The following is a 12,269-nucleotide window of genomic DNA, read 5'->3' on the forward strand; positions in this document are numbered from 1 at the left end:
TTCTCGGGGAGTGGGTTCTATATTAGGACTTCTAAACAGGATAACAGCGCGCCACGGGGCTTGGGGATGATTGGTGCGCAGATACAGAAACAGTTCGGAAAACAAACGGGCGTAGAGGTTGGGGTCTTTTTGAAATTGAACTTCGGTGAAGTAGAGGGGGGCTTGAGGGGTGATGGTTTGGGGGAAGAATACCCCGTCAATGCGAAAGGCGGTTTGTTTGATTTCGATGGACTCGAAACGGTAGGGATTATCAGGGGTGGGGGCTTGTCCTAGCAGGTCAAAGAGGGTGTTGGGTAGTTCTTTGAAGATGCGGTAAAAGATGGTGTCGGTTTTCATGAGGGGGAGTAAGGAGGGAAGGAACTCTGATGTTTCCACATTATGTAGGTGGAAAACAAATTAGCTCGGCTAATCCCTGAATATTATACTAGGAGGTAGTTTGTCCCGCGCTCACCGTTGGGCTGAGTCGCCCACGGCCACGCTTTGATGTGTTACTGTGGGGTTTTTCAATTTGTAGTTGATGCTCTCTGCCCTAGAAAAGCTGTCCTAAAAGGACGGGGCTTTAAACCCAAATTTTCAGTAACTTTGAGGAAACAATGCACGGTTTTATACCCCCAGAAAGGTTTTTTCCCTATCTCACTTGGACGGAAATTGAACAGATGGAGGATCGGGAAAATGTGGTCATTGTTCAACCGGTGGGAGCGATTGAGCAGCATGGCCCCCATCTGCCTCTGGTGGTGGATGCGGCGATTAGTGTGGGGGTGTTGGGGCGAGCGTTGAGTTTATTGGGGCCGGATATACCAGTCTATGCCCTGCCGCCGTTGTATTATGGCAAGTCTAATGAGCATTGGCACTTCCCCGGCACGATTACTTTATCGGCAGAAACGCTGTTAGGGGTGATTCGGGAGATGGCCGGGAGTATTTACCGGGCAGGGTTTCGGAAGTTGGTGTTGTTTAATGCCCACGGGGGACAACCTCAAGTGATGCAAATTGCAGCCCGGGACTTGCATCAAGAGTATGGCGATTTATTGGTGTTTCCCTTGTTTGTTTGGCGGGTTCCCAATGCAACGGGGGAGTTACTCAGTGCCAAGGAGTTGGAGTATGGGATTCATGGTGGGGAGGCAGAAACGAGCTTAATGTTGTCTCTTTTGCCGGAGCAGGTGCGTATGGAGAGGGCTGTTTGTGAGTATCCGCCCGCTATGCCGGAGGGGAGTCTATTGAGTATGGAGGGGGCTTTACCGTTTGCTTGGGTGACGCGGGAGTTAAGCCGGAGTGGGGTACTGGGAGATGGGACGAAGGGAACGCGGGAAAAGGGCGATCGCATTTTGCAATCTTTGGCCCAAAGTTGGGTGAAGGTTCTGCAAGAAGTCTATCACTTTCAACAACCGGGGGGATAAGCAGCGAAGACTATCCCCTAAGCGGTTTCTAACCACTCGAAAATTAGATCCAGTTGGTCTAAGGTGACTAAACCATATTGCCAGAGAATCATGGGGATACAGTGCGCGGCACTGGCATCCCGATTTCGACGAAGTGCGATCGCCACAGATTCGGAGGGAATCGCCAGTTCATCCTGTAAAAATTTAACTAAAGCTTGTAAGAGTGATGATTTCATGAGCTTGTACCGTGTAAGGAGTAATTAATTCAACAGAGTTAAAACAAGGAATATCGAACCAATCAAAAAGTTTCCCAAGGCTCTTGATTAAAACATCCGATCCACTACCTTAATCTTGCCTTTCCGAATAGCCCGCAGGAGTCGGTTAATCGCCCGCGCATCCTCTTCCGGGAGAGACTCTTCACAAACCGCCGCCAGTAAACCATAACGATCGGCTGTTGTGATTTGACCCGTCTCACTTGCAGCAACCAAAATTTCGGAAATAGAACCGGGAATTAGTTGGACTGGAGGCAACATGGCTTTAAGTGGATGACGCTCAGTCTAATATCACCCATTTTTCCCAGAGCGGACGTGATTAGTCCCCAAGGTCAGGAGTGAATTTGATCGCAAAATACGGTGATAAGTAACACGGATAAGCAGTGATCAGAACAACAAAAAATGGTGATTAAAATCACCTGCAAACCCCCATAAAAATAAATCCTTAGAGACTTGACAAATCCCGCCAACTAGAGTATATGTTGTATATTAGGATACATAAATCGTTCATCTCCCTGCATAACTTAAAGTTATCAAAGACTTGCAACATCAAGCCTTAAACAAGCCCCTGAGCAACTAACCCTAATGTGGGAACTTCCATCTGGGAATGCCCAGTCAAAAGAGTCTAGTTTAGATTGGTAGATTGAGCCAGAATTTGGTCTGATGTTGAGTCAAATCGAGTCAAAATACTAGAGCTAATAATGTATAGCGGGGAGACGGAAGTAGGCCAATGACCGAAGGAACGCACCGCATCTGGAAATCCTTCCAACTAATGAAAGAGTAAAACTAGACATGATGCTTGCGCCTTTACTAATCAGTTTATCAATCGCTTCCGTGGCAGTTTGTTTAAATATCAACACCCAAGAAGAGATCGTCAAAGTGACGGCTGGATTTATTGCCTTGCTCTGTTTATTTCTGAGCCTCTTCTTTGCCCCTTGGTTTCTCAAACTGTTGATTCTGGCGTTACCCTTGGCGATGGATAAACTCAATGGATTCAAAAAAGTGACTGATTAATTCACCTGAATTTAATTCACCTGAATGTTGCTCTTATGGCTTCTAGTTGTGCCTCAGTGCTAGGTGACTTGAATGTTTCCGTTTGTGATCTTCCTCTTAGGGGGCTATGCTCCCCTGAGAGGCTGATTACTGATCACTAGACATCTCCTAAAACCCTGTTTTAGAAGCGGTGGAATAGGAGTTTCAGCCCGATTATGGGAGATGTCTACTGATTTAAGCCACTTGCTTTACCTGCATTCCACTCCGGAGAAGAATAGCGAGAATAGGGGGTAACTCCTGACTCATCGCAGACTTGACCACATAAGCATTAGCTCCTTTTTTTAATCCCCACATCCGATCAAACTCTGTGTTTCGATTAGAACAGAATACCACCGGAACCTGATTCCAATGGGGATGATTTCTTAACCAAGTGCAGAATTGATAACCATTTAAAGAAGGGACAATTGTATCGGTAATGACTAAATCCGGCAAATGTTCAGCAAACTTAACTTGTGCTTCTAAACCATCTTCCGCTTCCACTACGCTACAGTTACAGGATTGTAATAAACTGGCAAGCTTTTGCCGGAAGGAAGGAGATTGATCAATAATTAAAACTTGACTCATAAGAACCCATTCACATCGCTTGGACGTTTAGATGATTAGAGGAGAGGGGCGTTAAACGCTGATTCTCGCAGGATAAGGCATTACTAGCCATTATTAAACTCGATTAGGGTGGCTGAAACCGTGATGTAGTCAACTGTTATGTTGTGATCTATCCGTGTTTTTACTGTGATTTTGATCAACATTAAGATTTATGTTTCAGTGACAACTGCCATAATGCTGAATTGTGCTGACGAAGAACTGGACAAATAGGATCGGAAATTATGGGAATATAGTAAAGAGATAGCCTAGAATTGACATGACAATATTGAACGCTGAAAAACTTTTATTTACCCCAGCATCTGTGGAAAGTGATGGAATCCCGGTTATTTTTGCTTTTCCCAATGAATATAGTGTGGGAATTACCAGTTTAGGGTATCAGGTGGTGTGGTCTACCTTAGCACTGCGGTCTGATGTGCAGGTGAGTCGTTTATTTACGGATATTCAGGAAACATTACCCCGAGAACCAGAATTATTAGGTTTTTCTCTATCTTGGGAACTGGATTATATTAATATTTTAAATTTGTTGGAATCCCTCGATATTCCCGCTCATGGGGAGGAACGAACAGAATACCATCCCCTCGTTTTTGGTGGGGGGCCTGTTCTAACGGCTAATCCAGAACCCTTTGCCGCGTTTTTTGATGTAATTTTATTGGGGGATGGGGAGGATTTATTAGACCAGTTTCTCGACCATTATAAAATGGTGAGAAATGCCCCCCGTGGGGAAAAGTTACGCGCTCTGGCACAAGTTCCGGGGGTCTATATTCCCAGTTTGTATGAGGTAGTTTATCAGGATATAACCTCTGGAATTGAAGAGATTAAGCCGAAAATATCGGGAATTCCTGGCACTATTCAAAAACAAACCTATCGCGGGAATACGTTATCTGCTTCTACGGTGGTGACAGAAAAGGCGGCATGGGAAAATATCTATATGGTGGAAGTGGTGCGAAGTTGCCCGGAAATGTGCCGTTTTTGTTTAGCCAGTTATTTAACGTTACCCTTTAGAACAGCGAGTGTTGAAGGGTCTTTAATTCCGGCTATTGAACGGGGATTAAACGTAACAAATCGTTTGGGTTTGTTGGGGGCATCGGTGACACAACATCCCGAGTTTGAAGCCCTTTTAGATTATATTAATCAACCTAAATATGAGGATGTTCGTCTCAGTATTTCCTCGGTTCGTACAAACACGGTGACAGAAAAACTAGCACAAATTTTGAGCCAACATGATAGTCGTTCGATTACCATTGCCGTCGAAAGTGGTTCAGAACGGGTGCGGCGAATTATTAATAAAAAATTAGCGAATGAGGAGATATTGCAAGCGGCGGAAAATGCCAAAGCGGGGGGATTAAAAGCACTCAAACTTTATGGCATGGTGGGGATTCCGGGGGAAGGGGAGGAGGATATTGAGGCAACGGTGCAGATGTTAAAGGAGATTAAACAGGGGGTGCCGGGGTTGCGTTTAACCCTAGGTTGTAGTACCTTTGTGCCTAAATCCCATACTCCGTTTCAATGGTTGGGGGTGAATGGTGAGAGCAAGAAGCGGTTACAGTATTTACAGAAACAATTGCGATCGCACGGTATTGATTTCCGACCAGAAAGCTATAATTGGTCAGTAATTCAGGCTTTGATTTCCCGAGGCGATCGCAGAATTACCCCCCTCTTAGAATTAACTCGTCACTATGGCGACTCTTTAGGCAGTTATAAACGAGCCTTTAAACAACTCAAAGGACAACTTCCCCCCTTAGAATTTTATGTCCATCAAAACTGGGACACCCAGCAAGTGCTACCTTGGCAACACCTCGCTGGGCCACTCCCTCAGTCCACCTTGATTAAGCATCTTCAAGAAGCTATGAATTGATAATTGATAATTAATGATTGACAATTGATGACAAATTGAGCTAAACGTCGCCCCTAATTTCTTCGACGACACCATCCCGCACCAAAATTTCTACATTCAACTTGCGCACGAGATTATCCCCGACTTGGACATGGAAAAAGCTTTCCATCTGTCCTTGATGCACCTCTTGTTCCAACTCCAGAGCAGACAGTTGATCCAATTGTTGGAGTAACTGATTTTTGCGCTGCTGAAACTCATTTTTCTTTTGATTGACTTGGTTCTGAATCGCCTCAATTTGTTGGAGGGCTTGGGGATTAGTCAACGTAATCCCCTGTTTTTGGATTTCTGAAATCGCCCGTTGCCCCTGCATATCAATTTCTTGTAACTGGCGATCCAGTTGACTGGTTTGGGCTTGTAGCTGTTGCTGCATTTCCTCCTTCCAACGAGGAGTCACAACCACCTTCAGGTTAATCGGACGTTTTAACATTAGTTGCGGTTTATTCTCATCCATCAATCTTGTTTCCTTACTCTGCTCGTTGTAGATTCGTCGTCGAAAATGGGAAGCGATCGCCCATCAACTCCGTTCAAACATCCCGTCGATCATATCGCGATACTGTTCCGCGATCACAGGACGACGCATTTTTAACGTTTGAGTCAATTGACCATTGTCCATTGTGAACGGTTGGGTAATCAGACGGAACACCCCAACCCGATCATCCGGTCGGTAGCCCGGACGCTCTTTCACCCGTTGATTGAGTTCTTGCCGGAACAAATCCACAATTTTCGGATGATCTAGGTCTTGCCTTGCAGAATCTCCCGGTAGGGGTAAGGTCAACCCTAACCCCTCTTCCGTGACCCACTTTTGCAGTGCGTCAAAATTCGGCACAATCAGCGCTCCCAGCATCTTTTGATCCTGTCCAACCAACATCATCTGATCAATATAGGCGCTGCAAATACAAGCATCCTCAATGGGTTGGGGTTCGATATTTTCCCCATTACTCAAAACAATGGTATCTTTAGCCCGTCCGGTCAAAACCAGTTGATTGCCGTGACTAATCATGCCCAAATCCCCACTATCAAACCATCCTTCAGGATCAATCGCCTTCGCCGTCGCTTCAGGATTTTTATAGTATCCCCTCATCACTTGGGGGCCTCGAATCAAAACCAGCCCTTGAGTTTGGTTGGGCAAAGTTTGGCGCGTCGTGGGGTCTACAATGCGGATTTCCGTGTAAGGCAGAGTTAAACCCGAAGACCCCCGCAGATTATTATGAGGACGGCGTACTGTAGCAATAGGCGAGGTTTCCGTTAGACCATAGCCCACTAACACCGGAATATCCAGCAATTCAAAAAAGGCATCAATATGACGAGCTAAAGACCCACCCCCACTAATAAACGCCTTCACACAGCCTCCCGTAGCCGCCCGAATCTTCGTGTAGACAATTTTATGACCTAACAAGTGGAGGGGGGTTAAACTAAGGGCTTTGAGGCGTGCTAGGAAGCGTTGAGAACCACTGGGGTTAGGGTCTTCGAGACTCATATTTTGGGCAATCCGTCGCGCTTGGACATAGCTTTGAGACACCCCGAGGAAAAAGTGAATCAACCGTTGTTTACTCGGGGGTTGTTCCCGGAACGACTTCTGCACCCCCTCATAAATCGATTCCCACAGACGAGGCACCCCCACCATAAAATGGGGCTTAAACTGAGTGATATCCTTCTTAAACGTGCGAATACTGGTATAGATTTGGGTACAAGCCCGAGAGAGCAGAAAATACTCTACACTGCGCTCATAGGAATGCCAACTGGGGAGAATGCTTAAAGCGCGATCGCCCGGTTGCGGTTGAACCACCGTCGCCGCCCCATTCACCTGATGCAGAAAATTCCCATGAGTTAACATCACCCCCTTGGGTCGTCCCGTCGTCCCCGACGTATAAATCAACGTCGCCAACATATCCAGCGTTTGGGTCGTAGGTTTTAAGGTCGTCTCCTCCCCCACCACCAAACACTGAGCAAAATTGACAATCTTAAAAGGACTCTCCGCCGGAGGCGTTTCATCCGACAACAACACCACAAACTGCACCGATAAATCCGCCAGTTCCGGCTGTAATTTCTCCAAAGTCGCTAAATCCTGCACCACCAAACTGGTACTATCACTATGCTCGAAAATATACAGCAACTCCTGCCGTTCCGCCTGAGACGAACGCACCGCATTCGCCGCCCCCACCAACAGAATCCCCTGATCCGCAATCAACCACCGGGGACTGTTATCCGCAAACAAAGCCACCTTATCATTAGCTTTCACCCCCAACCCTTGCAGCCCCGCCGCAAACCGCTTAATTTTTTCATAGAGTTGGGCATAGGTTAAAATCACCTCCGGTTTACTATGGGGGTCATGAAGCGCAATAATTTCACCATAGTTTTCCACCAAAATCGGCCACAGTTCACTCAACCCTTGTAACCTTGAATAGTCCAAAGAAGCAGATCCGTTGCCTAGTGCATTATTCATAGGATTTAAACCTCACTGAAAGTTGACGTTTAGAATAGGACTGTTTCACGGGTAGGCTATCTAGAAACCCGATCAGCCATTGATTTTTTAAGTCTATCCTCTGTTGAGAGTTCTTTTTTCTCCAGTGGACAGAAAGCGAACTATCCCACCCACAACAGGACGAGCATTATTGAGGGTCTGCTGAAAAAGCCCAACGCTAGACTCAACAAGGGAATAGGGAATAGGTAATAGGGAATAATTCTTAATTCCCCGACTCCCGACTCCCCCGCTCCCCTGCTCCCCTGCTCCCCTGTTCCCCTGTTCCCCTGCTCCCCTGCTCCCCTGCTTTCTTAAGCAACCGTACCCCTAGAAGTAGATTTTCTCCCCTCCCCCTACCAGATAGGGAAACATTGAACGATATACTAAAGACTGATTCGCTGATAACAAACTGAAATAACCCGTTTTGGCTGGTTTAGGCATCATACCCTCCCTGACCCAGCCCCCAATGCCCTTAAAGTGACTCAAAATCGATGAATTCAGGAATTGACCTACAAGGAAGTTTTATACAATCCCTCCAACAGCTGGGGATTCCCCCAGAAATCGCCAAAATCTTCTGGCTTCCCCTGCCCATGGTATTAATGGTCATTGGGGCAGTAGTTGGAGTCCTCGTTAGCGTATGGCTAGAACGGAAAATCTCCGCCGCCGCCCAGCAGCGTATCGGCCCAGAATTTGCCGGCCCACTCGGAGTCCTACAACCCGTTGCCGACGGTCTAAAACTGGTATTTAAAGAAGATATTGTTCCCGCCCAAGCTGACAATTGGCTGTTCACCCTGGGGCCAGTATTAGTCGTAATCCCGGTGATTTTGTCCTTCCTCATTGTGCCGTTTGGACAAAATCTCTTAATTACCGACCTCAATGTAGGGATTTTCCTCTGGATTTCCCTCTCCAGTATTGCCCCCATCGGCCTATTAATGTCCGGCTATGCCTCCAACAATAAATACTCCCTCTTAGGGGGATTGCGCGCCGCCGCCCAATCCATTAGTTATGAAATCCCCCTCGCCTTAGCCGTCTTGGCCGTAGCCATGATGTCCAACAGCTTAAGCACCATTGACATCGTGCAGCAACAATCCGGCTACGGGATTTTGGGCTGGAATGTGTGGCGGCAACCTGTCGGCTTCCTGATTTTCTGGATTGCCGCCCTCGCCGAATGTGAACGTTTACCCTTTGACTTACCCGAAGCCGAAGAGGAATTAGTCGCCGGGTATCAAACCGAATACGCGGGGATGCGCTTTGCCCTGTTCTATGTGGGGTCTTATATTAACCTCGTGTTATCGGCCCTGATTGTCGCTATCCTCTACCTCGGTGGTTGGGAATTCCCCATTCCCCTAGACTCCCTCGCAGGCTGGTTAGGCATTAGTGAAACAACCCCTTGGTTACAAGTAGTGACAGCCTCCTTGGGCATCATTATGACGGTTCTTAAGGCTTATTTCCTCGTCTTTATCGCCGTTTTACTCCGTTGGACACTACCCCGCGTCCGTATTGACCAACTGTTAAACCTCGGCTGGAAGTTTTTACTGCCTGTGGCCTTAGTGAATTTACTCCTAACGGCCGGCCTGAAACTGGCTTTCCCCATCGCCTTCGGGGGCTAAAATGAGGCATAAGTCCTTACAATTTGGAGAATACAGAGGCTAATTATGTTTAAGTTCCTCAAACAAGTTGGCGACTATGCCAAAGAAACCGTACAAGCGGCTAAATATATCGGTCAAGGTCTATCTGTTACCTTTGACCATATGCAGCGCCGTCCGGTGACGGTGCAGTATCCTTACGAGAAACTCATCCCCTCAGAACGTTATCGAGGTCGCATCCATTTTGAGTTTGACAAATGTATTGCTTGTGAGGTTTGTGTGCGGGTTTGCCCGATTAATCTCCCGGTGGTGGATTGGGAATTTAATAAAGAAACCAAGAAGAAAAAACTCAATCACTACAGTATTGATTTTGGGGTTTGTATCTTCTGTGGGAATTGTGTTGAATATTGCCCCACCAACTGTTTATCTATGACGGAGGAGTATGAGTTAGCTTCCTTTGACCGTCACGAGTTGAATTATGATAACGTCGCTTTGGGGCGTTTGCCTTACAAGGTGACGGATGACCCGATGGTGACACCTTTACGGGAGTTTGCCTATTTGCCCAAAGGAGTCGATGACCCCCATGATTTACCCCCCGAGTCCCAACGGGCGGGCCAGCGTCCTGAAGAGATTATGGAGGCGATGAAGGCAGGGGCTTCTGAGTAGGTGAGGCTTTAGCTGTGACGAAAGAACGTAAGTATTAATGGCAGGAAGGAGAACAGAAAAGCGTGAATTTAGCGGAAGGTGTTCAGATTGTTTCCTTTGGCATCTTGGCTGTGATGATGCTAGGGGCGGCGTTGGGGGTTGTCCTCCTCAATCAGATTGTTTACTCGGCGTTTTTGCTGGGCGGTGTATTTATGAGCATTTCGGGGTTATATATCCTGTTGAATGCTGATTTTGTGGCGGCTGCCCAAATTTTGATTTATGTGGGGGCGGTCAATGTGTTGATTTTGTTTGCCATTATGTTGGTGAACAAGAAAGAAGAGTTTAAACCGGTACGCAATCGTTGGATTCGTCAAGGGGCGACGGCGTTAGTTTGTGTCGGTTTATTGGCGTTGCTCAGTACGATGGTGTTGGCGACTCCTTGGGCGGTGGATACTACTACGGTGAACGCTAGTAGTACGATTATCCAAATTGGGAAGCATTTCTTTAGTGATTTTCTCTTGCCGTTTGAGTTGGCTTCGGTGTTGTTGTTAATGGCGATGGTGGGGGCTATTATTCTCGCCCGTCGTGACTTTATCCCGGAACGGAAGGCCACAACGACTGAGGTGGAAACGGCTTTAACCTTGCCGGAACGCCCTCGTGAGTTATCGGGCAGTTAATCGGGTAGTTAATCGTAAATTGTGGTGGGGGTGATTCAGAAATTGCCCCTAGGGTCTAAATGAATATTGAGGAGTCGTAATGGAATTACAGTTAGAATATTTTTTGTTACTGGGGGCGGCGTTATTTTGCATTGGAATTTATGGGCTAGTCACCAGTCGGAATGCGGTTCGGGTGTTGATGTCTGTGGAGTTGTTGCTCAATGCTGTGAATTTGAATCTCATGGGGTTTTCTAATTTTTTAGACCCTGTGGAGATTAAGGGACAGGTGTTTACGGTGTTTGTGATTACGGTGGCGGCGGCTGAGGCGGCGGTGGGTTTGGCGATTATTTTGGCGATTTACCGCAACCGTGACACGATTGATATGGAGCAGTTTAATCTGTTGAAGTGGTAGGTTAAACGAACGAGTTTTGATAGGAAGGGGGACGTTCTGATGAGCGTCCCTTGTGTTTGGAGTAGATTCTGGATTACTCGACCTATAAGGGGATGGAGAATTCCCGGCACAGTGATTAAAGTTCGTTGGGATCGATGCCTAATTCTCGCAATTTGGCTAGGGCGCGATCGCGTTCCTGCTGCATTTGTTCGAGATTCTGCTGTACTTGTTCTAAATCCCGTTGTATCCGCTCCCGTTCTGCCATCACCTCTTCTGGGTCTTGAAAAGGCTCGCCATTAGGATGAAAAACCCTTAACTCATCCCCCCCTAAGTCAAAGCGAATCTGTAACAGGGGAGAAGTCCAAGGCAGATTAAGGGGGGTAATCAGGGAAAATTCCTGTTCTGGAGTTTCCCGCACAAATCCCCAAAAATCTCGGGAATCGGGGTCATAAAAAAACATCTCTAACACCCCATACTGTTGATAAAAGGTCTGCTTGGCGAATATCTCGCGCCGGGTATTACTGGGGGAGAGAATCTCAAAGACCACTTGAGGGGCAATATCATCCTCTTGCCATTGTTTATAACTGCCTCGATCTCCGGGGGGGCGACCGAAAACTACCATAGCGTCGGGCGCTTGGGCAGGTACGGGGGGGGCTTGGACTTGGACGGGATACCAGAGTAAATCCCCAGCGACAAAAACATTTTGTCCGGCAAAGAGGCGTTTTAAGTTGCTCACGAGGCGGACAATCCAACGGTATTGGATGGTATTTTCTGCCATGGGCTGACCATCGGAATCGGGATAGAGGTCTAAGTGGCTGACGGGTGTTTGAACCATTACGCTGTTGTTTCCCCTAGGTAACAGATTCAGCTTTATCAGAAAAATGGGTTTAAAACCCCGCCCTTCTAGGGCGGCTTTTCTTGGTCAGAAAAATGGGTTTAAAACCCCGCCCTTCTAGGGCGGCTTTTCTTGGTTTTGGATGTACTGTTTAAGCACTTCCAAGGGAGCGCCGCCAATAGAAGAAACAAAGTAGCTAGGAATCCATAGGGCATCTTTGCCATAGGTCTTAGGATAACCAGCTTGACCATACTTGCGGCTTGAGACTCCTTTCAAAGTATTAACTACCTGGGATATAATACAATAGATATACAGACCCATCTTAGCACAAGCCATGAAAGCTAGATATCAATACAGATTTTACCCGACAGATCAACAACAAAAGAGATTAGCTCAATTGTTTGGTTGTGTTCGTGTGGTCTGGAATGATGCTCTTGCGCTTTGCAAGGCATCTGGTAAAGCGATTAGCTTTAACCAACTCTCAGCTCTGCTCACTCAGT

At 46.9% G+C, this 12,269-nt stretch carries 15 protein-coding genes and 1 pseudogene; 8 read left to right on the forward strand and 8 right to left on the reverse strand.

The annotated features are described in order from the left end of the window. The coding region (locus tag K4A83_RS08145; protein ID WP_265263981.1) for an Rpn family recombination-promoting nuclease/putative transposase at positions 1-375 on the reverse strand (375 nt) is incomplete at its 3' end. 218 nt (positions 376-593) lie between these two features. Between K4A83_RS08145 and K4A83_RS08150 the strand changes: the two genes are divergently transcribed. Then, a complete protein-coding gene (locus K4A83_RS08150; protein WP_265263982.1) occupies positions 594-1,394 on the forward strand; it encodes a creatininase family protein in 801 nt (266 codons plus the stop codon). A gap of 17 nt (positions 1,395-1,411) precedes the next feature. On the opposite strand, the gene K4A83_RS08155 is transcribed toward K4A83_RS08150, so the two are convergent. After that, a complete protein-coding gene (locus K4A83_RS08155; protein WP_265263984.1) occupies positions 1,412-1,609 on the reverse strand; it encodes a DUF2949 domain-containing protein in 198 nt (65 codons plus the stop codon). An 87-nt stretch (positions 1,610-1,696) separates the two neighbouring features. After that, complete coding sequence (locus K4A83_RS08160; protein WP_265263985.1) at positions 1,697-1,906, reverse strand: hypothetical protein; 210 nt, start codon at positions 1,904-1,906, stop codon at positions 1,697-1,699. Positions 1,907-2,479: 573 nt separating this feature from the next. Here K4A83_RS08160 and K4A83_RS08165 point away from each other — a divergent pair. After that, positions 2,480-2,659 (forward strand): hypothetical protein, encoded by a 180-nt coding sequence (locus K4A83_RS08165; RefSeq protein WP_265263986.1) that lies wholly within the window; start codon positions 2,480-2,482, stop codon positions 2,657-2,659. 213 nt (positions 2,660-2,872) lie between these two features. Here K4A83_RS08165 and K4A83_RS08170 read toward each other — a convergent pair whose 3' ends face one another. Then, positions 2,873-3,262: a response regulator gene (locus K4A83_RS08170; protein WP_265263987.1), complete on the reverse strand. Its 390-nt coding sequence runs from the start codon at positions 3,260-3,262 to the stop codon at positions 2,873-2,875. Between the two features lie 295 nt (positions 3,263-3,557). Here K4A83_RS08170 and K4A83_RS08175 point away from each other — a divergent pair, with 295 nt between their 5' ends. Further along, the gene (locus tag K4A83_RS08175; protein WP_265263988.1) at positions 3,558-5,156 is read left to right on the forward strand and encodes a B12-binding domain-containing radical SAM protein; all 1,599 of its coding nucleotides are present in this window, start codon (positions 3,558-3,560) and stop codon (positions 5,154-5,156) included. Positions 5,157-5,196: 40 nt separating this feature from the next. Here the strand turns inward: K4A83_RS08175 and K4A83_RS08180 are convergent, their stop codons facing one another. Beyond that, a complete protein-coding gene (locus tag K4A83_RS08180; RefSeq protein ID WP_265263989.1) occupies positions 5,197-5,646 on the reverse strand; it encodes a YlqD family protein in 450 nt (149 codons plus the stop codon). 63 nt (positions 5,647-5,709) lie between these two features. Beyond that, positions 5,710-7,638 carry an AMP-dependent synthetase/ligase gene (locus K4A83_RS08185; protein ID WP_265263990.1) on the reverse strand — a complete coding sequence of 643 codons (1,929 nt, stop codon included), beginning with the start codon at positions 7,636-7,638 and terminating at the stop codon, positions 5,710-5,712. Positions 7,639-8,147: 509 nt separating this feature from the next. On the opposite strand from K4A83_RS08185, the gene nuoH reads away from it, so the two are divergent. The 4 genes from nuoH to nuoK all read left to right on the forward strand — a co-directional run bounded on the left by nuoH (position 8,148) and on the right by nuoK (position 10,955). Beyond that, entirely contained in the window at positions 8,148-9,266 is a 1,119-nt protein-coding gene (gene nuoH, locus K4A83_RS08190) for an NADH-quinone oxidoreductase subunit NuoH (protein ID WP_265263991.1), read from the forward strand. A gap of 45 nt (positions 9,267-9,311) precedes the next feature. Next, positions 9,312-9,908: an NAD(P)H-quinone oxidoreductase subunit I gene (gene ndhI, locus K4A83_RS08195; protein ID WP_265263993.1), complete on the forward strand. Its 597-nt coding sequence runs from the start codon at positions 9,312-9,314 to the stop codon at positions 9,906-9,908. Positions 9,909-9,970: 62 nt separating this feature from the next. Then, positions 9,971-10,564 (forward strand): NADH-quinone oxidoreductase subunit J, encoded by a 594-nt coding sequence (locus K4A83_RS08200; protein ID WP_265263994.1) that lies wholly within the window; start codon positions 9,971-9,973, stop codon positions 10,562-10,564. Positions 10,565-10,643: 79 nt separating this feature from the next. After that, complete coding sequence (gene nuoK, locus K4A83_RS08205; protein ID WP_017305904.1) at positions 10,644-10,955, forward strand: NADH-quinone oxidoreductase subunit NuoK; 312 nt, start codon at positions 10,644-10,646, stop codon at positions 10,953-10,955. Between the two features lie 115 nt (positions 10,956-11,070). Here nuoK and K4A83_RS08210 read toward each other — a convergent pair whose 3' ends face one another. Further along, entirely contained in the window at positions 11,071-11,769 is a 699-nt protein-coding gene (locus K4A83_RS08210; protein ID WP_265263995.1) for a Uma2 family endonuclease, read from the reverse strand. A gap of 117 nt (positions 11,770-11,886) precedes the next feature. Further along, positions 11,887-12,066: pseudogene (locus tag K4A83_RS08215) on the reverse strand (transposase); the annotation flags it as partial. A gap of 37 nt (positions 12,067-12,103) precedes the next feature. Here K4A83_RS08215 and K4A83_RS23115 point away from each other — a divergent pair. Continuing rightward, a partial coding sequence (locus K4A83_RS23115; protein ID WP_407809884.1) for a helix-turn-helix domain-containing protein occupies positions 12,104-12,269 on the forward strand: 166 nt, incomplete at its 3' end.

It is taken from the genome of Spirulina subsalsa FACHB-351 (assembly GCF_026130165.1).
GTDB classification, from domain to species: Bacteria; Cyanobacteriota; Cyanobacteriia; order Cyanobacteriales; family Spirulinaceae; genus Spirulina_A; species Spirulina_A subsalsa_A.

Coding starts and splice junctions, on each gene's coding strand:
- K4A83_RS08180 (WP_265263989.1), bottom strand. CDS start 5,646: ATGGATGAGAATAAACCGCAACTAATGTTAAAACGTCCGATTAACCTG.
- K4A83_RS08155 (WP_265263984.1), bottom strand. CDS start 1,609: ATGAAATCATCACTCTTACAAGCTTTAGTTAAATTTTTACAGGATGAA.
- nuoK (WP_017305904.1), top strand. CDS start 10,644: ATGGAATTACAGTTAGAATATTTTTTGTTACTGGGGGCGGCGTTATTT.
- ndhI (WP_265263993.1), top strand. CDS start 9,312: ATGTTTAAGTTCCTCAAACAAGTTGGCGACTATGCCAAAGAAACCGTA.
- K4A83_RS08170 (WP_265263987.1), bottom strand. CDS start 3,262: ATGAGTCAAGTTTTAATTATTGATCAATCTCCTTCCTTCCGGCAAAAG.
- nuoH (WP_265263991.1), top strand. CDS start 8,148: ATGAATTCAGGAATTGACCTACAAGGAAGTTTTATACAATCCCTCCAA.
- K4A83_RS08150 (WP_265263982.1), top strand. CDS start 594: ATGCACGGTTTTATACCCCCAGAAAGGTTTTTTCCCTATCTCACTTGG.
- K4A83_RS08185 (WP_265263990.1), bottom strand. CDS start 7,638: ATGAATAATGCACTAGGCAACGGATCTGCTTCTTTGGACTATTCAAGG.
- K4A83_RS08175 (WP_265263988.1), top strand. CDS start 3,558: ATGACAATATTGAACGCTGAAAAACTTTTATTTACCCCAGCATCTGTG.
- K4A83_RS08210 (WP_265263995.1), bottom strand. CDS start 11,769: ATGGTTCAAACACCCGTCAGCCACTTAGACCTCTATCCCGATTCCGAT.
- K4A83_RS08160 (WP_265263985.1), bottom strand. CDS start 1,906: ATGTTGCCTCCAGTCCAACTAATTCCCGGTTCTATTTCCGAAATTTTG.